This is a genomic window from Mycolicibacterium stellerae (assembly GCF_003719305.1).
GTDB lineage: Bacteria > Actinomycetota > Actinomycetes > Mycobacteriales > Mycobacteriaceae > Mycobacterium > Mycobacterium stellerae.
Window position 1 is genome coordinate 1 of the sequence record NZ_RARC01000025.1, and the last position, 17,855, is coordinate 17,855.

The 17,855-nt window shown below is 66.1% G+C and carries 17 protein-coding genes and 1 pseudogene; 6 read left to right on the forward strand and 12 right to left on the reverse strand.

Features of this window, described 5'->3' with window-relative positions:
* The 3 genes and pseudogenes from D6M19_RS24510 to D6M19_RS24520 form a co-directional block, all read right to left on the reverse strand.
* Positions 1-260: pseudogene (locus tag D6M19_RS24510) on the reverse strand (HNH endonuclease signature motif containing protein); the annotation flags it as partial.
* Between the two features lie 126 nt (positions 261-386).
* Positions 387-845, reverse strand: coding sequence for a MaoC family dehydratase (locus tag D6M19_RS24515; protein WP_123027880.1), 459 nt, complete (start codon positions 843-845; stop codon positions 387-389).
* Positions 845-2,680 (reverse strand): acyl-CoA dehydrogenase, encoded by a 1,836-nt coding sequence (locus D6M19_RS24520; RefSeq protein ID WP_123027881.1) that lies wholly within the window; start codon positions 2,678-2,680, stop codon positions 845-847. Before D6M19_RS24520 ends, D6M19_RS24515 begins: the two co-directional genes overlap by 1 nt.
* 279 nt (positions 2,681-2,959) lie before the next feature.
* Between D6M19_RS24520 and D6M19_RS34365 the strand changes: the two genes are divergently transcribed.
* Positions 2,960-3,097, forward strand: coding sequence for a hypothetical protein (locus tag D6M19_RS34365; RefSeq protein WP_164478670.1), 138 nt, complete (start codon positions 2,960-2,962; stop codon positions 3,095-3,097).
* A 62-nt stretch (positions 3,098-3,159) separates the two neighbouring features.
* Positions 3,160-3,735, forward strand: a complete 576-nt coding sequence (locus D6M19_RS24525; RefSeq protein WP_206428625.1) for a TetR/AcrR family transcriptional regulator — start codon at positions 3,160-3,162, stop codon at positions 3,733-3,735.
* Here D6M19_RS24525 and D6M19_RS24530 read toward each other — a convergent pair.
* The 7 genes from D6M19_RS24530 to D6M19_RS24555 form a co-directional block, all read right to left on the reverse strand.
* Positions 3,732-4,253: a dihydrofolate reductase family protein gene (locus D6M19_RS24530; RefSeq protein WP_123027882.1), complete on the reverse strand. Its 522-nt coding sequence runs from the start codon at positions 4,251-4,253 to the stop codon at positions 3,732-3,734. The two genes, D6M19_RS24525 and D6M19_RS24530, sit on opposite strands and share 4 nt — an antisense overlap.
* Position 4,254: 1 nt before the next feature.
* On the reverse strand, positions 4,255-5,172 hold the full coding sequence (locus D6M19_RS24535) for a helix-turn-helix domain-containing protein (RefSeq protein ID WP_123027952.1): 918 nt from the start codon (positions 5,170-5,172) through the stop codon (positions 4,255-4,257).
* Positions 5,173-5,234: 62 nt separating this feature from the next.
* Positions 5,235-5,435, reverse strand: coding sequence for an arylamine N-acetyltransferase (locus D6M19_RS34930; protein WP_234835027.1), 201 nt, complete (start codon positions 5,433-5,435; stop codon positions 5,235-5,237).
* Entirely contained in the window at positions 5,432-5,803 is a 372-nt protein-coding gene (locus D6M19_RS24540; RefSeq protein ID WP_234835028.1) for an arylamine N-acetyltransferase, read from the reverse strand. The genes D6M19_RS34930 and D6M19_RS24540 overlap by 4 nt, the downstream gene beginning before the upstream one ends.
* An 83-nt stretch (positions 5,804-5,886) precedes the next feature.
* Positions 5,887-6,696: a class I SAM-dependent methyltransferase gene (locus tag D6M19_RS24545; RefSeq protein ID WP_164478671.1), complete on the reverse strand. Its 810-nt coding sequence runs from the start codon at positions 6,694-6,696 to the stop codon at positions 5,887-5,889.
* 82 nt (positions 6,697-6,778) lie between these two features.
* The gene (locus D6M19_RS24550; RefSeq protein WP_123027884.1) at positions 6,779-8,338 is read right to left on the reverse strand and encodes a helix-turn-helix domain-containing protein; all 1,560 of its coding nucleotides are present in this window, start codon (positions 8,336-8,338) and stop codon (positions 6,779-6,781) included.
* A 10-nt stretch (positions 8,339-8,348) separates the two neighbouring features.
* Positions 8,349-9,128: a crotonase/enoyl-CoA hydratase family protein gene (locus D6M19_RS24555; protein WP_123027885.1), complete on the reverse strand. Its 780-nt coding sequence runs from the start codon at positions 9,126-9,128 to the stop codon at positions 8,349-8,351.
* Between the two features lie 91 nt (positions 9,129-9,219).
* On the opposite strand from D6M19_RS24555, the gene D6M19_RS24560 reads away from it, so the two are divergent.
* Genes D6M19_RS24560 through D6M19_RS24570 form a run of 3 tightly spaced genes read left to right on the forward strand, consistent with a single transcriptional unit; the run spans position 9,220 to position 12,897 of the window.
* A complete protein-coding gene (locus D6M19_RS24560) occupies positions 9,220-10,029 on the forward strand; it encodes a lysophospholipid acyltransferase family protein (RefSeq protein ID WP_123027886.1) in 810 nt (269 codons plus the stop codon).
* Positions 10,030-10,031: 2 nt separating this feature from the next.
* Positions 10,032-11,666, forward strand: coding sequence for an acyl-CoA ligase FadD12 (gene fadD12, locus D6M19_RS24565; RefSeq protein ID WP_123027887.1), 1,635 nt, complete (start codon positions 10,032-10,034; stop codon positions 11,664-11,666).
* Positions 11,659-12,897, forward strand: a complete 1,239-nt coding sequence (locus tag D6M19_RS24570; protein ID WP_123027888.1) for an alpha/beta hydrolase — start codon at positions 11,659-11,661, stop codon at positions 12,895-12,897. The genes fadD12 and D6M19_RS24570 overlap by 8 nt, the downstream gene beginning before the upstream one ends.
* On the opposite strand, the gene D6M19_RS24575 is transcribed toward D6M19_RS24570, so the two are convergent.
* A complete protein-coding gene (locus tag D6M19_RS24575; RefSeq protein WP_123027889.1) occupies positions 12,898-14,316 on the reverse strand; it encodes a WS/DGAT/MGAT family O-acyltransferase in 1,419 nt (472 codons plus the stop codon). It lies immediately after the preceding gene.
* Between the two features lie 24 nt (positions 14,317-14,340).
* On the reverse strand, positions 14,341-15,564 hold the full coding sequence (locus D6M19_RS24580; protein WP_123027890.1) for an alpha/beta hydrolase: 1,224 nt from the start codon (positions 15,562-15,564) through the stop codon (positions 14,341-14,343).
* Between the two features lie 120 nt (positions 15,565-15,684).
* Here D6M19_RS24580 and D6M19_RS24585 point away from each other — a divergent pair, with 120 nt between their 5' ends.
* Positions 15,685-17,853 (forward strand): acyl-CoA dehydrogenase family protein, encoded by a 2,169-nt coding sequence (locus D6M19_RS24585; RefSeq protein WP_123027953.1) that lies wholly within the window; start codon positions 15,685-15,687, stop codon positions 17,851-17,853.
* The last annotated feature ends 2 nt before the right edge of the window (positions 17,854-17,855 follow it).

Consider the following 17,855-nt stretch of genomic DNA (forward strand, 5'->3'; position numbering starts at 1 on the left):
GTTTGGTGTAGCGCCATGGCGTGGCTGACGTTGACCGCGGCGGCCATCTCGGCGACCGCAGACGCTTGGGCGTCGACCCACCACAGTTCGCGTTGCCCGGCGGGCAGCCCGGTGCGGCGGGCGAACAGCTCGGCCAGCACCGCCAACTTGCGGGCACACGCGGCGTTCTCCGCGCGCGCCCACCCCCCGGCGGCCTGGGTCAGCGCGGCATCATCCAGCGCCGCCAGGCCGGCGATCTCAGGCAACGAACCATCGAACATAGGTTCGAACCTACCCAGAGCCCCCGACCAAAATCACCAGGTCAACCGCAGGGCTGTGGACGAACTCGCAACTGTGGATAACTCTGTGAAACCGGCGTCCGCCCTCGTTGGCCGTGGAAGAAACAGCTAGAACAACACCCGCACGATCGTCTCGGCGATTGCCGCCGGCTTGTTGGAGCCGTCGAGTTCGATCGTGTTCTTCACCGTCATGTTGATGGTGTTGTCGTCCACCTTGGCCGCGTCGATGAGTTCAGAGCGTGCGCGGATTCGCCCACCAGACGGCACGGCGGCGATGAACCGCACCTTGTTCAACCCGTAGTTGATCGCCATCTTCGCGTTCTCAACGCGGTAGTTGTCCTTGGTGAGCGCCGGGATCATCGACAGCGTCAGGAATCCGTGCGCAATCGTTGTGCCGTAGGGGCTTTCGCTCTTGGCGCGCTCGGCGTCGATGTGAATCCACTGGTGATCCCCGGTCGCATCGGCGAAGGCGTTGATGCGCTCCTGGTCGATCTCCTGCCATTCGCTGACGCCGAGTTCCTCCCCCACCGCAGCGACGGCATCGTCGATGGACGTGATCACCTTCATCAGAATGCTTCCTCTCGTAGGTTCATGACCGTCAGCTCGACATCGTCGACGATCTTGCGGTCGGCGGTCAGCCGCGGCAACACATTCTTCGTGAAAAAGTTTGCGGCGGCTACCTTTCCGGAATAGAACGCGCGGTCACGGTCGGACGGGTTCGCTTCGAGGGCGTTGAGCGCCACCTCGGCGTGCTCGAGCAGCAGCCATCCGATGAACAGGTCCCCGACTGCGAGCAGGTACGACACCGACCCAAGACCGAGCCGATACAGCTCGCGGGCGTTCTCCTGGGCGCTCATCAGGTATCCGGTCAAGGCGACCGTCATCGCCTGGGCATCGGCGAGTGCCGCGGCCAGCACCGCGCGACCGGCGGCCAACTCCGGCCTTGCCGTGTCTCTGTCCAGGAATTTCTGGATCTGGGTGACGACGTGCGCAAGCGCAACGCCCTGGTCGCGCGCGATCTTGCGGAAGAAGAAGTCCTGCGCCTGGATCGCAGTCGTGCCCTCATACAGCGAGTCGATCTTGGCGTCGCGGATGTACTGCTCGATCGGGTAGTCCTGCAGGAACCCCGATCCGCCGAACGTCTGCAACGACTCGGTCAGGCACTGGTAGGCACGTTCGGAGCCGACGCCCTTGACGATCGGCAGCAACAGATCGTTGACCCGCTCGGCAAGCTCGGGATCGGCCCCCGACACGAGCTGGGCCACCGAGGGGTCCTGGTGTGCGGCCGTGAACAGATAAAGCGCCCGCAGCCCCTCGGCGTATGCCTTCTGGGTCATCAGTGCGCGACGCACATCCGGGTGATGAATGATGGTGACCCGCGGGGCGGTCTTATCGGTCATCTGGGTCATGTCCGCGCCCTGCACCCGGGTCTTGGCGTACTCCAGTGCGTTCAGGTACCCCGTCGACAACGTCGCAATCGCCTTGGTGCCGACCATCATTCGGGCATACTCGATGATCTTGAACATCTGGGCGATGCCGTTGTGCGAATCGCCGACCAGCCAGCCGACGGCGGGCACACCGTGCTGGCCGAACGTCAACTCGCACGTCGCGGACGCCTTGAGGCCCATCTTGTGCTCGAGCCCGGTCACGAAGACGCCGTTGCGCTCACCCGGTTCGCCGGTCTGAAGATCGGGCAGGAACTTCGGCACGACGAACAGGCTCAGGCCCTTGGTGCCGGGTCCCGCACCCTCGGGCCTGGCAAGCACCATGTGCAGTTCATTCTCGAACAGATCGTCTGTGTCGCCGTTGGTGATGAAGCGCTTCACCCCGTCGAGATGCCAGGAGCCGTCGGCCTGCTGCACCGCCTTCGTTCGACCCGCGCCGACATCCGAGCCTGCGTCGGGTTCGGTCAGCACCATCGTCGCGGCCCAACTACGTTCCATCGCAAGCGATGCCAGCTGTCGCTGCTCGTCGTTGCCGATGTGATACAGGATGTTGGCCAGGACTGGGCCAGCCAGGTACATGAACGCCGCAGGCTGGGCGCCGAGCGGGAGTTCGTTGACCGCCCACGCCACCATCGCGGGCGCGGGCACGCCGCCGATGTCCTCATCCAGCCCGATGCGGAACCACTCGCCCTGCTGCCAGGCGCGAAACGACTTCTTGAACGACCCAGGAATCGTCACCACGTGCGTCTCGGGGTCGAACGTCGGCGGGTGCCGGTCGGCGTCGGCGAACGCCTCGGCCAGCGGTCCCTCGGCCAGCTTCGACGCCTCCAAGAGCATCTGCCGAACGGACTCACCGTCGAGGTCGCCGAACTCACCGGGCGCCAGCGCCTTCTCGAGCTGGAGCACCTCGAAAAGGTTGAACTCGAGATCGCGCACATTGCTCTTGTAATGGCCCATGGCTAGCCCTTCTGCAGCGACTGGGGCGAGCGTAACCCTTCCCGGCAGCCCCGGAGTTAACCCGAAGCACGTTGCATCGGATTATGGTCTGTCCCATAATTTGGCTCCCGCAGAACCGGCCGGCTGACCAGCGAGTTGACACGTGTTTACCTGGTGTTTACTGGGAGATCGGCGCGAATCGGCAGCTGGTGGAATTGCACAAGTCCCTGAAGCGTTCTATGGTGTAAATCATAATCAGCGGGTCGGCAACGGCGCCGGCTCACCTGTAGGAGGCACACGATGTGGGTCATCGAGCTCAACTTCGCAGGCCGACAGTTCACACACCGTGTGCCTGATCGTCGTCAGCGGCTCTACCAGCTGGCCACCCGAACCGTTGGATGGCGGCCGTCGCAGCTGCGCAACCAGCAGGCTGCGTGAAGACGCTTCAGAACGTGCCGGCAACCAAGACGCGGACCAAGCGGGGTTCAACCCGAAGCAACATGCTGATCAGTGCCGCCGAGGTGATGCGTGAGCGCGGCGCCGCCGGTGTGACGATCGACGAGGTGCTCGCCCGCAGCGGCGCACCACGCGGATCGGTCTACTACCACTTCCCAGAGGGCAGGAACCAGATCCTGGCCGAGGCATTGCGCTGGGCAGGCGACATGATCGCCGACAGCATCGATGACGCGGCCGGGCGAGGCGCGCTGTCACTTGTCCGTGGCTTCACCGAGTTCTGGGAACGGACGCTGCAGGAGAGCGACTTCGGAGCGGGCTGCCCCGTCGTCGCGGCGGCGATCGGCTGCGCAAGCGACGAAGCAGAGTTGGCCAACATCGCCAGCGACATCTTCGGGCGCTGGCGCGACGCATTGACGCGCGCCTTCGTCGCCGACGATTTCGACGCCGCAGAGGCCGAGTCACTCGCCGTCACCTGCATCGCGTCGTTGGAAGGCGCCGTGGTGTTGTGCCGCTCCATCCGCAATGCCGAGCCGTTGCGTCAGGTCGCATGCCAGATGGAATTCCTCATCAAGTCAAGGGAATTCGTCCGTCGCAACGGTCTGCCGACCGGCGACCACTAGGCCTTGCGCCACCTGGCGCAGACGAACTCGCCATTGACCCCCGACTCCACCAATACCCACTCCGTGTGCAGAGGCATCAGCCGCCCACCGGTGCCAAGCGTGCACGGCGCGTAGCTGACGATCATCTCGTCGATCAACCCGGCGGCGGCGAACTGTGCGGCCACATCACCACCGCCCACCACCCAGATGTCCTGATACGCCGCCGCCTGTACCAGCAGTGGGTGCAGTTCGGTCACGTCTCCGTGAAAGGCGCGCACTCCATCGCCGGTCCGCACGATGTCGGGTCGGTGCGTCATCACCCAGGTGGGCTGTTCGTACTGCCACTCGTCGGGGTCGTTGGCCAGGATCCACTCGTATGTCGTCGCCCCCATCACAAGCGCTCCGACCGAGTTGCTGAAAGCGCGGTATCCGAATGGACCGTCGGCGTCGATGTTGCGGGTTATCAACCAGTCCAGGCTCGCCCGGTCGTCGACGATGTAACCGTCGATGCTGGATGCCGTGTAGTAGATGGTCGCCAAGTCAGTTGCCTCTCATCCAGTCGAGCGGATCGCCCGTGCGGGTGTCGATACCGTGGCGCGCCAGCATCGTGCGGGCCAGTTGCCTGCGGTGTGCGGAATAGGTCAGTACGTGCGCGATGATGCCGAAGAGCTGGAACGACTCCGGCGGGTCGCACAGCGCGTCGATGATGGTGTCGCCGAGACGGCCCTCGGCGGTGTACTCGGATACCATCGCGCTCCAACGGCTACCGAGGTCGGCGTGATGAGCGGCGAGCTGCGTCGCCCCGGCGGAATCGGGTTGGGTCGATTCGCGACCCGGAAAGTCGCGGCCTTCGATGGTGGCGAGCCAGACCTCCTTCGTCCACACGATGGCGCCGAGCACCGCGCCAACGCTCGGTTCCCTGCCGTCCCATTCGAGGATCACCTGCCCGGGTGAAATCTCGTCCAACCACTGCTCTTTCGACAATTGCGTGGCCTCGTTGATCAGATATGCGGTGTCGGCGATGTCGTGCGCCACCATCAGCTGGGAAATGTCTGGCTCCTTAGTGTCGCCATCGCCGTCCAGCCACAAGGACTGCGGCGGATGGAAATGCAGGCCGTTGGGCGCGGGCAGGCGGAACTCGATGTCGGCAGCCTTCGAGGGCGGCACCCCGAACGTGCGGCGGAATGCCCGCGAGAACACCTCCGCCGACGACCACCCTTCCGCGGCGGCGACCACGGACACCGGCTCGCCGCCACCCAACCGCCACGCCGCGCGCTCGAGCATGATCCGGCGCCGCAATGCCGCAGGCGACTCCCCTGTCAGCCTGCGCACCTCCCGCGAGAAGTGGAACTCCGACGCGAAACTGCTGCGCGCCATGTCGCCGACATCGGTGTTGTCGGCGTCGACGACGGCGTCGAGCAGTTCGCGCAGTCGGTCGCGACGAGCGGGATCGGTCACGTTCACCGAGTATGGTCTCTCGCCGCCAGGTTGGACATGACAATTCCTGCTGCACTGCGTCGTCAGCTGTCCAGCACCTCGCGGACCCGGGCCGCAGTGTCGAAACGGATCCGCTCGCTGTCGCCCGCGCTGTGTATCGCGAGGTTGCGGCCGCGCAGGTTCCACCGCGCGTCGTCGGTGACGAGTGCAACGGACAGGCCGACGACGAAGCCGGACTCCGGAAATGTTGAGATATACCGGCTCCCGACCCGACGGTCGATCATCGGGAATGGTCTGGTGCTGAACATGTAGAGCGGTTCCCAGCCGCGTCTGTGCGGGCAGTTCGCCGCTGCTGTTCATCCAGACCACGGCCGCCGAGCACGTCGACCCCGAAACCCAACTGCGACAGCACATGTGCCATCACGCCGTTCTGCTCGAAGCAGTAGCCGCCGTGGCGGCGGCGAACCAGCTTGTCGAAGAGAGCATCCGGCCGCAGGTCGACCACGGGTATACCCATCACCGGGTCCAGATTCTCGAACGGAAGCGAGCGGTTGGGCGCGGTCACCAGCGCGGCGAGGGCATCCGACGTCGGGCCGGTCGGGCCGGTGTAGGAGACGCGATAGAAGTAATCGGCAATGGAGTCGGCGGTCATAGACCGAGTGTTGCGGCTCTATGCGGAGAAGTTCGAGTAACGCCGCAACAAACGCAACGGTTCGGTGCCCGGGGCTCGCCGCGTCAACGCCGTGCGGTCGCGACGATCATGGGCAGATCCACCACGGTCACGCCGCCGGTTACGTGCCGCTGCACCTCGCTGACGAACTGGCTTTCCAACGCCGACCTCGCCTTGTCCGGAGCCTGCTCGATGATCGTCGCCATCGGGGTCAGACCGATGTACTGCCACAGGAACTCGGCGGGGGCAGGCAGCCTCAGCGTGGTCGTCAAGACCGTCGAGGACACGTCCCGCAGACCGGCGGTGCGGAGCAGATCGGCGACGACCTCGGGGTCATGCATGGAAAAGACCGCTCCGACGAAGCCGCCGAGATCGGGGCTGATGTGCTCGACGATTGCTCGCTCGAGTGCTGCGAAGAACGGCGGTATTCGCCCCGGCGTGCTGATCACGAGTCGGCCCGGCGACGCCAGCACCCTGCGCATCTCTGCGACTGCGGTTGCTCTGTTCTCCATGAACATCAACCCCAACTGACATAGCACGACGTCCACCGAGGCATCGGGTATCGGTAGCGCGGCGGCCTCCGCGACTTGCCAATCGACGCGGGCACTGCTCGGCACCCGAACGGTCTTGGCAACTTGGATCATGTCGGGTGCGATGTCGATTCCCGTCACCGATCCAGTGCCGCCGACTCGCTCCGCGGCGGCACGGGCGATGTGGCCGGTGCCGCATGCGACATCGAGGACGTGTTCACCCGCCTGCAGATGCGCTACCCGCAGAAGGTCTCTCGACACAGGTTCGGCGATGAGGGGGACGAAGATGCGCTGATACCTTTCGGCCGAGCGCCCGGTGAAATGCTGATAGGAGACGGAGGACATGGACAGCAAGTCTGGTGATCGCACGCGGATCCGGCATCGGCCGAACAACCCATCTGTGCATATGGGTCGAACACCCCACGGGTCACACCAGATGGTGTTCGTAGGCGTAGGCGGTCGCCGCCGCCCGGTTCGCGACGCCGAGCTTGGCGTAGATGTGTTCAACGTGACGCGCGACGGTGTGCGGGCTGACGACTAGTCGCCCGGCGATCTCCCGATTGGTTCGGCCTGCCGCAATGTGAGCCAGCACTTCGAGCTCGCGGGCTGACAATGTCGTGGATGGGTCGCCTCGACCCACATCGGCGGCGAGACCGACCAGCAGACGCTCCACTCGATTCAGGTCGGGTGTGGCGGCCAGTTCACCGAAAAGGATCTTGGCAGTGCTGAATTCCACCCCGGCGCTACTTTGGTCGCCCATCGCTGCACATGCCAGCCCAAGCAACACCGCGGTACGCGCAACGTCGTACGGCATGTGCGCAGCGCGAAAAGCTGTCGCCGCGGCCCTCAATGCCTTCAGTGCGGCCGGCACCTTTCCGTACTCCATCTGCACCGACCCCGCCGCCTGGTCAGCCATCGCCGTGAGCAGCTCCGAGCTGGACCGCATTGCGATCGCCGACAGCTCGTCGGATGCCTGGTGTGCTGCGGTGATATCGCCGTTGGCGCGATGGATTTCGACGGCGGCACTGAGCAGGGCGGGCCGCGACACCGAGAGACCGGACTCCGCCAACGCCCGCAGGATCGTGGCGCTGGCGGCGGTCCCGTCACCCCTTGCAAGCTCAAGCAGCGCCACGCCGGGCACCGGATCGCAACCATGCCGACCGGCGTCACGGTAAGAATGCTCGGCACCGTCGAGATCTCCCCGCAGACGACGCATTTCGCCAAGTTGGTAGTGCGCGAGACCGAGCGCGGGGTGCGGCGGATCGGCAAGTCGCGCACATGCTTGCAGCGCGCTCTCGACAGCGCCCGGCCAGTCGCCTTCCGCCTGCTGCAATTGGGATCGGTGCACCAGACACTGCCCGCGAAACGGCACCAGACCGGATTGAGCGTCGCACCACCCGCTGAGCTCGCCGGTCCATTCCGCAGCGCGTTTCAGATCGAAGAGCGCGACACACTCGAGAATGACAGCGCAGTAGGCGATTCCGGTCACGATCGCACCGAGTTCGCCTGCCGCCGCCCAGAGCATGACCTCGTCGAGCTTGGCCATTCCTGCGTCTGGCTCGCCGGCCGCGATCAGCGCCTGCCCGTGGCACAGCCTTCCGAACGCCCGCAGATCGGCGTCGTGAAAGCGGTCGCCGATCTCGGCGGCCCGGGCACCCAGCGCTTGGGCGCGTTGCGGATCACTGGCTTCCAGGGCGCCGAGGCTCTGCGGGATGAGGAGGTAGCCCGACGCGCGGCACTCTGTCACGGTGTGCGCGATCAACGACCCACTACGCACAAACCAGCCGTTGGCTCGTGCCGTCTGGCCGCCCGCCAATAAGAGGAAGCCCAGCCAGAAGGCATAGCGGGCCGCTTCATCAAGGTGACCGGCGGCCAGCGCGGTGCGATGCGCAGCCTCCCACCGCGAGGCGCACTCGTCGTCGTCGCCGCGCAGGAATGCCTGAATCGCGGCCCGTTCGTGATCCGACGCGTCGGTCGACGGCGTCATACCTCCAGTGTCAGGTGCCGGTCCACTTCGGCGGCCGCTTTTCGGCGAAGGCCACCGCACCCTCCCTTGCGTCGTTGGACATGAAGACGGGCGCCAGGATCTTGGTCTGCTTTTTCCACATCTCCTCGGGGCTCCAGCCGCGCGATTCGACGATGATGCGCTTGGTGGCGGCTACCGCGAGGGGACCGTTGTTGGCGATGCGCTCGGCAAGCCCGATCGCGGCCTCAAGTGCCGACCCCGGCTCGGCCAGCTCGTTGACCAACCCGAGCTCGTGCGCGCGCTCGGCAGAGAGGTTCTCACCGGTCAGCGCCAGCTCCATCGCGACGGCGGGCGGGATGCGCTGCGGTAGGCGCAGCAGGCCGCCGCCGCCTGCGACCAGGCCACGCTTGACCTCGGGGATACCGAAGGCCGAGTCCTTCGACGCCACGATCAGGTCGGTGGCCAGCGCCAGCTCGCATCCACCCGCCAGGCAGTATCCCTCGACGGCCGCGATGAGCGGCTTGGCGGGCGGCCGCTCGGTGAAGCCCATGCCGCGGCCCTCGACAACGACGTTCTCCCCCCGCGCGAACGCCTTGAGGTCCATGCCGGCGGAGAACGAGCCGCCTGCGCCGGTCAGGATGCCGACCGACAGGCCCTCCTCGCCGTCCAGCCGGTCCATTGCGTCGGCCAGTCCGCGGCTGACCTCGGCATTGACGGCGTTTCTGGCCTGCGGGCGGTTGATGGTGATGATCAGGATGCGGTCGCGCTGTTCGACAAGGACGACGTCTTCGCTTTTGGCTTCTTCGCTCACGCGGGTGATGCTAGCGAGCAGGGTTTGGCACGCTACAGAGACTGGGTAGTATGTAAAACTAGAACACGTTCTAATTCGATGAGGGGACCCCATGGCCACGACCGATATCGAGCCGTCGGAACTCACCAAGTGGGATCCGGCCCTGACCGAGCGCGTCATGGGAATCATGCGGCCGTTCCTCAAGCGGTACTTCCGGTCGGAGGTGCGCGGGCTGGACAACATGCCCCCTGGCGGGGCGCTGCTGGTGTCCAACCACTCCGGCGGCATGCTGCCGATGGACGTGCCGATCCTGTCGGCGGACTTCTACGAGAAGTACGGCTACGACCGGCCGCTGTACACGCTGAGCCACGACATGCTCTCGATCGGCCCCACCGGGGACTTCTTCAAGAAGATCGGCTACATCAGCGCCAACCACGAGAACGCCGACGAGGCGTTGCGATCCGGCGGCCTCGTCGTGGTGTTCCCCGGCGGCGACTACGACGTGTACCGGCCGACGCTGGAGGAGAACAAGATCGACTTCGGTGGCCGCACCGGCTACGTGAAGGCCGCGTTGAACGCGGGCGTGCCGATCGTCCCGACGGTCGGGATCGGCGGCCAGGAGACACAGATCTTTCTGACCCGCGGCACCTGGCTGGCCAAGCGCCTGGGCCCGATCGCCCGGCTGGCCCGCGCCAAGATCGTGCCGATCTCGTTCGGCTTCCCGTTCGGCCTGAGCCTGGTCGTCCCGCCGAACATTCCGCTGCCTGCCAAGATCACGATGGAAGTGCTGCCGCCGATCGACATCGTCGCCGAGTTCGGCGAGAACCCCGACATCGATGAGGTCGACGCGCACGTGCGCCATGTCATGCAGCGCGCACTTGACGAACTCGCCGCCGAACGCCGCCTGCCGATCCTCGGCTGACCATGGCTGTGTTGGACCGACTGAACGACACCGCGGGCCTGGTCGCCACCATGGTGCGGGCCGGCATGATCGCGCCGCTGCGGCCCGACAAGTATCTGCGGATCGCCGCCGCCATGCGCCGCGAGAACATCTCGGCCGTATCGGGTTTCGCCTCCGCCGCGCAACGATGCCCCGACCGGCCGGGCCTCGTCGACGAGCTCGGCACGCTGACCTGGCGGGAGATCGATCAGCGTTGCGACGCGTTCGGCGCGGCCCTGCAGGCCCTGCCCGGCGGCCAGCCGCGGGTGATCGGGATCATGTGCCGCAACCACCGCGGCTTCGTCGAGGCCGTCGTCGCGGCGAACCGCATCGGCACCGACCTGCTCCTGCTGAACACCTCGTTCGCCGGACCGGCCCTTGCCGAGGTGGTCGCCCGCGAAGGCGCGGACGCCGTCGTCTACGACGAGGAGTTCACCGAGATCGTCGACAGGGCGCTGGCCGACAGACCGGACGCAACGCGCATCGTCGCCTGGACCGACGACCCGTCGGCGCACAGCGACTCGCTGAGCGTCGAGAAGATGATCGGCACGCACGCGGGGCAGGAACCAAAGCGTGCCAGCGAGAAGCCAAGGACCATCCTGCTGACGTCGGGCACCACCGGCACCCCCAAGGGTGCCAAGCTGACCGGTGGCGACCCCGGCGCGCTCAAGGCGATCCTTGACCGCACCCCGTGGCACACCGAGGAAGCGATCGTGGTTGCGGCGCCGATGTTCCACGCGTGGGGCTTCTCACAGCTGATCTTCGCCGCGACGATGGCGTGCACGATCGTCACCCGGCGCAAGTTCGACCCCGAGGCGACGTTGGAGTTGGTCGACCGCCACAAGGCGACGGGTCTCGCTGTGGTCCCGGTGATGTTCGACCGGATTATGGAGCTTCCCGACGGGGTAAGAAACCGATACAGCGGACGGTCTTTGCGGTTCGCCGCTGCGTCGGGGTCTCGGATGCGCCCCGACGTGGTGACGGCCTTCATGGACCAGTTCGGCGACGTCATCTACAACAACTACAACGCCACGGAGGCCGGATTGATCGCCTCGGCCACCCCCGAAGACCTGCGGGCGGCACCCGACACCGCGGGCAAGCCCGCGCCAGGCACGGTGATTCGCGTGCTGGACAAGGACTTCAGCGAGCTACCAACCGGCGAGGTCGGGCAGATCTATTGCCGAAGCGGCACGCTGTTCGACGGCTACACCTCGGGCAACACCAAGGACTTCCACGAAGGTTTCATGGCCTCGGGCGACATGGGTTACGTCGATGAGAACGGCAGGCTGTTCGTCGTCGGGCGGGACGACGAGATGATCGTCTCCGGCGGCGAGAACGTCTACCCCATCGAGGTGGAGAAGACGCTGGCGTCGCACGCCGACGTCGCCGAAGCCGCGGTGATCGGGGTGGACGACGAACAATACGGTCAGCGGCTTGCCGCGTTCGTCGTGCTGAATGCGGGCGCGGGCGCCACACCCGAGACGTTGAAACAGCATGTGCGCGAGTCCCTCGCGAACTACAAAGTGCCCAGGCAGATCACCGTGCTCGACGAACTCCCGCGCAGCATCACCGGCAAGATCGTGCGCACCGACCTCAATGCACTGGTCGACAATGGGTAAGCGCAGGCCGCTGCTCCGCGCAGGCTTGGAGCTTGCGAACGCCGCCAATGGCGTTCGGCCGTTCGGCCGCGAAGGGTACCCCACCATCCCCGCGTTCTTCCTTGGCTGGCCCACATCCGAGATGGCCCCGCTGTACCTGGCGGGCTCGGTCCTCGGCGCGGTCGTGCGGTGGCTGCGGGGCGACTACGCGAGCAGAGACGGCCGAATCGCCCTGGCGCTCAAGGTGATCACCTGGGGCGTGCTGGGTCTGATCATGCGCCGCAACGTGAATTCCAAGCAGTACTTCGATCGGCCGCTCGAGGAGACACTCGGCGACGATTACGAGACCGTCGCCGCGCAGTCCCAGCCGCTGCGACGACGCCAACTGGTCGGCGTGCCACCGCACGACCTGATCCGCAGGCGGTATGTCGAGAAGACCAACGTCGTCCAGTACGGACCGCACCCGAAGGTCAACTTCGCCGACATCTGGCGCCGACGCGACCTGCCGCGAGACGGCAAGGCGCCGGTGCTGCTGCAGGTCCCCGGCGGGGCCTGGTCGATCGGCATGCGCAGGCCGCAGGCCTATCCGTTGATGAGCCACTTCGCCGAGCGCGGCTGGGTGTGCGTGTCGATCGACTACCGGGTGAGCCCGATGAACACCTGGCCGGACCACATCGTCGACGTCAAACGCGCGTTGGCCTGGATCAAGGAGCACATCGCCGAATACGGCGGCGACCCCGACTTCGTCGCGATCACCGGTGGTTCGGCGGGTGGGCATCTGTGCGCGCTGGCCGCCCTGACCCCCGATGACCCGCAGTATCAGCCGGGTTTCGAGGACGCCGACACCTCGGTGGTGGCGGCAGTTCCGATCTACGGGCGCTATGACTGGTTCAGCACAAGGGGGCCCGGCCGCTGGGAGTTCGTCCTGGTACTGCTGCAGAGGCTGGTCGTCAAGAAGCGTCTGACAAAGCACCTGCAGGTCTACCGCGACGCGTCGCCGATCACCCGGGTGCGACCCGACGCTCCGCCGTTCTACGTGCTGCACGGGGTGGACGACTCGGTGATTCCCGTGCCCGAGGCGCGAGCGTTCGTCGAGGCGCTGAAAGATGTCTCCAAGGAGACGGTGGTCTACTCCGAGATCCCGCATGCACAGCACGCTTTCGACTTCTTCGGGTCGCCACGCGGCTACTACACCGCGCACGCTGTCGAGAAGTTTCTGTCATGGGTGCACGCCACCCGAGACGAGAAGTAGCTACTGCGCCATCGCCTTGGCGATCACCGTCAGTTCCTCGGAAAGACCCGCGGCGCGGCGGATTTCGACGAACGCCTCGATCATCGCGTCGGTCAGCTCGTGCGGGTCTGCGAGCGTGGCGCCATCGGAGAGCACCGAGATGTTCAGCTGGTCGACGTAGCTCCACACCGTGATGTTCAAACCGCTGCCGGTCGTCAGCGGACCGACCGAGTAGATCTCGGTCACGAGTGCGCCGCCGACCCGGCCGTACTCGCGGGGCCCAGGCACATTCGAGATCGGAAGGTTGAGCACCTTGTTCTGGCCGTCCTTGTCGGCGAGCCAACCGAAGAGCTTCTCGGCCGCGGCGGGCGGGAAGTAGGCCGACCATCTGCTGACCAGTTCGGGACCCATCAGGTGATGGGTTTCCTTGGCGTCGACCGCGGCATCGTGGGTAGCCTGTACCCGCTGCAACGGGTCCTCTAGCTCGATCGGCACCACCATCATCACGCCGGTGAAGTAGTTCCCCGAGACACGATCCCTGGAGAAGTCGAAACTCACTGGGACGGAAGCCAACAGCGGATGATCAGCATGCCCGTCGTACTTCAGGGACAGCTTGCGCAGTGCGCCTGCCGAGATCGCCAGCACCATGTCGTTGATGGTGACGCCGAGGTGTTTGGCGGTCTGCTTGACGTCGGCAAGGGCGAGTGTGGCGGTGGCGAACCGCCGCTGGGCATCCACCCGGTGGTTCATGAACGACGGCGGCGGGGTGAACGGCCGCGTCAGTTCCGATGAGAACTTCTTGCTGCTCTTGCGCACCCGGCCGATGCCCTGGGCGGTGTAGCGCATCACGCCGGGCAGCCGACCGATGTGACGCATGTGATCGGCGAATGCCGAGCGTACGAGCTCGCCCGTGCTCGGGGCCGGGTCGGTCGTGTAGGTGGCGTCTTCGGATGCCGGACCGTCCTGTAGATCCATGCCCCGCGCCAGCAGGTTGGCCGAAGCGACGCCGTCGGCAAGCGCATGGTGGATCTTGCCGAGCACCGCGATCCGGCCATTGGCCAGCCCTTCGATGAAGTACATCTCCCACAGCGGCTTGCTGCGGTCGAGCGGGGTGCTGGCGATCCTGCCGACCGCATCGTCCAGTTGGCGGCGGCCACCGGGACTGTCAACGCGATACGGGCGGACGTGGTATTCGATATCGACCTCGCAGTTCTCCCGCCACATGGGGTGGTGCATCTTCAGCGGGATGTCGACGAGCTGATACCGGAACGGGTCGAGTTTGTGAAGCCGCGCCGCAATGACGTCGCGGAACTCGTCGATGCCGAACTTGCGGCCCTCCAGATCACCGATCTCGATGACGGCCAACTTGAGGGTGTGCATATGCACGGTGGGCGTCTCGGAATACAGCAGTACCGCATCCCAGCCGCTGAGCCTCTTCACCCCTGATACCTCCTACGGAGGCGTCTATATAACCTCTTTGGCCTTCATCAGCGACCGGTTTCGGTGAATCTGGTTGAGGAACAAGCCGATTGCGGTGGCGACCGAACCTGTGCGGGCGCCGTCGGTCATGTCGAACCCGTGGCCTGCACCAGGCAACTCGACGTAGCTGACCACCGAACGGGACACCGCACGCAGCCGTTCGACGAAGCTACGCGCCTGCGCGACCGGGATGACCGAGTCACCGGAGCCATGGATGACCAGGAACGGCGGGGCGTCGGGATGAACCTGCGCGATCGGTGAGGCCTTGCGGAAGATCTCGGGATGGCGGTCGATCTTGCGCTTGACCACCACTCGCTCGAGGAAGTCCACGAACCGGTCGCGCTCGGGGGTGGAGCGGTCCTCCCAGTCGTAACGGCCGTAGATGCCGACGACGGCGTCGACCGAGGTGTCGGAGCCCTCGGGCAGATCGGTCTGCATCTCGGGGTCGTTGGGGGTCAGACCCGCCAGCGCCGAAAGGTGGCCGCCGGCCGAGCAACCCGCTATCGCAACGAAGTTGCGATCGCCGCCGAAGCGGTCCACGTTCGCGCGCGCCCACCCGATGGCCGTCTTCACATCGGTGATGTGCTGCGGCCAGCGATTGTGAGGTGAAACCCGGTAATTCACCGACAGGCAAACCCAGCCCTGTTGCGCCAGATGGGACATCAGGGCATATCCCTGCAGTTGCCTGCCGCCATGGATCCACGCGCCGCCGGGAACGAAGATCATCACCGGAGCCGGTTCGACCGGCAGTTCCTTGGGGCGCCACACATCCAGCAACTGCGACGGGTGGTCGCCGTACCGAACCGAGGAGCGATGCAGGCTGCGCCGGTGCTGCCGCATCTTCAATACGGGAGCGGACCGCTGCGGCGCGGGCCATTCGATCGCCAGATCGGCCTGCGACACGACGCCGCGCAACGCGGCGTCGATGACGGCATTGGTGGAGTCGCGTTCCTGCTTGCGAACCGCCGCCTGATCGGACGCGTTCCGCGGCTGTGCGCTATGTGAGAAGAACTCGGGTACGTGTCGGTATCCCCAGATGCCCATGGCGGTCGCAGCACCAAGTGGCTCAAGGTGTTTCCCGATGATCGGCAGCGATGCCGAAGCGACACTCATCGCCAACAGGTAGTCGGTTGGCCCGGCGCGCAGAAACCAGCAGGCGCGCTTCCGTAATGAGGGTGCGGAGAACCGGCCGTCCGGCCTAACCGTCATTGGCCGAATGTACCCCGCTACCCCCGCGCCAAACGCCAACATTCGAAGGTTGTCTACGAATCGCACTATTTGCCCATGGATGTGATCTGGATCACAGCCGGTGGCCTGCTTCAATGCCCTATGGGCAAGTCAGCGCTAGCAATCACCGACGAACACCAGGCTCTCGCGGACGCGGCGGTCGGACAATTGGCGCGTCTGTCGACGAGGGCGGCCGCCAGGGCCACGCTCGACGGCGGTTCGTCGAATCCCGAACCCGTGTGGAAGGCGGCGGCCGAACTGGGCTGGCTGGGCCTCGCCATCGCCGAAGAGCATGGCGGTTCGGGGTTCGGGCTCGCGGAGTTGGCGGTTGTCCAGGAGGCGCACGGCCGCGAGCTGACCCCGGGGCCGTTCCTGCCGACCGTGGCGGCCTCGCTGGTGATCGACCGGTGCGCGTCCGACTCGCTTCGCGCTGAACTGCTTCCAGGACTGGCGGATGGCAGCACGGTCGGCGCGCTCGGATTGTCTGCAAGCGTGGTCGTCGGCTCGGATCGGGACGTCACAGGGGAAATCCCCGCGGTGCTCGGCGCGCCCGATGCCGACGTGCTGGTGCTCGTGGCCGGTGCCGACGTGGTGGTCGTCGACTCCACAGCCGACGGGGTCACGGTCAACGCGCTGGAGAGCCTCGACACCTCGCGAAGTGTCGGATCGGTGGCGCTGCGCGGCGTCACCGTCGGCGAGGACCGGGTCCTGCGCGGCGCTGCTCGGCGCGCCCGCACGGTGTTTCGCATCCTGGCGTCCGCCGAAGCCGCCGGGGTGGCCTGGGCCAGCCTGGAGATGGCGGTGGAATACGCAAAGGTCCGCGAGCAGTTCGGCAGGACCATCGGCACCTTTCAAGCGGTGAAGCACCACGCCGCGAACATGCTCGTCGACGCCGAGCAGACGACGGCCGCCGTTTGGGATGCCGCCCGCGCCGACGATCTGGACAGCGCCTGGTTCCCCGCCGCGGTGGCCGCCTCACACGCCATCCGCGCGCAGGTCTTCAACTCGCAGAACAATATTCAGCTGCACGGTGGGATCGGGTTCACCTGGGAGCACGACGCGCACCTCTACCTTCGCCGGGCCCGTACGCTGGCGGCGCTGATGGGCGAGGGCGCCGACCCGCTGCTCGACGTCGTCGAAGGCAAGCGGAGCGGTCAGGCGCAGGGCGCATCGTTCACGCTGCCCGCCGAGGCCGACGAGTATCGGCGTCAGGCCGCTCAAGCCGTCGAACAGGTCAAAGCGCTGCCCGAGGACAACCAGCGCGACTTCCTCGTCGACTCCGGATACCTTGTGCCGCACTGGCCGAAGCCGTGGGGCCGGGCGGCCGACGTACTCGAGCAGTTGGTCATCGAGGAGGAGTTCGCCGACTTCGCGCGGGCGGATATGGGCATCACCGGTTGGGTGGCGCTGACCATCGCGCAGGCAGGCACCGACGACCAGCGCGAGCGCTGGGTCGAACCCGTGCTGCGCGGTCAGGTGATGTGGTGCCAGCTCTTCTCGGAACCGGGTGCGGGCTCCGACGCGGCCGCGGTGCGAACGGCGGCCAAGAAGGTCGACGGCGGATGGCGGGTCACGGGACAGAAGGTGTGGACCAGCCTGGCCCAGCATTGCCAGTGGGGACTGGCCACGGTTCGCACCGATCCGGACGCACCCAAGCACGCCGGCGTGACCATGATGGCGATCGACATGAAAGCCGAAGGCGTGACGGTCAATCCGCTGCGCGGCATCACCGGCGATGCCCACTTCAACGAGGTCTTCTTCGATGACGTCTTCGTTCCGGACGCCGACGTGGTCGGCGACGTCAACAAGGGCTGGCTGGTGGCAAGGGCCACGCTCGGCAACGAGCGCATCTCGATCGGCGGCGGATCCGGCGGCCAGACCGGGTTCGACGCCGACGATCTCATCAAGCTCCTCGACAGCGTCCCTGCCGACGTCGCGGCCCATCATGTGCGGCGCGCGGGTGAAGTCATCGCGGAGCTGCACACGCTGCGGCTGCTGAATCTGCGCCGGGCCAGCCGCGCCATCGCCGGTGCGGAGCCGGGGCCGGAGGGCAACGTGACCAAGCTGCTGGTGGCCGAATCCGGCCAGCACCTCACCGAATTGGGTATCGCACTGGCGGGTTCTGCGGCCGTCGTCGGCGCCAACAAGAAGCTGATCCGAAGCTACCTTGGCGGCAGGGCGATGACGATCGCCGGCGGCACGTCGGAGATCACCCGCAACACCATCGCCGAACGCATCCTCGGCCTTCCCCGCGACCCACTGCTGAAGTAGGC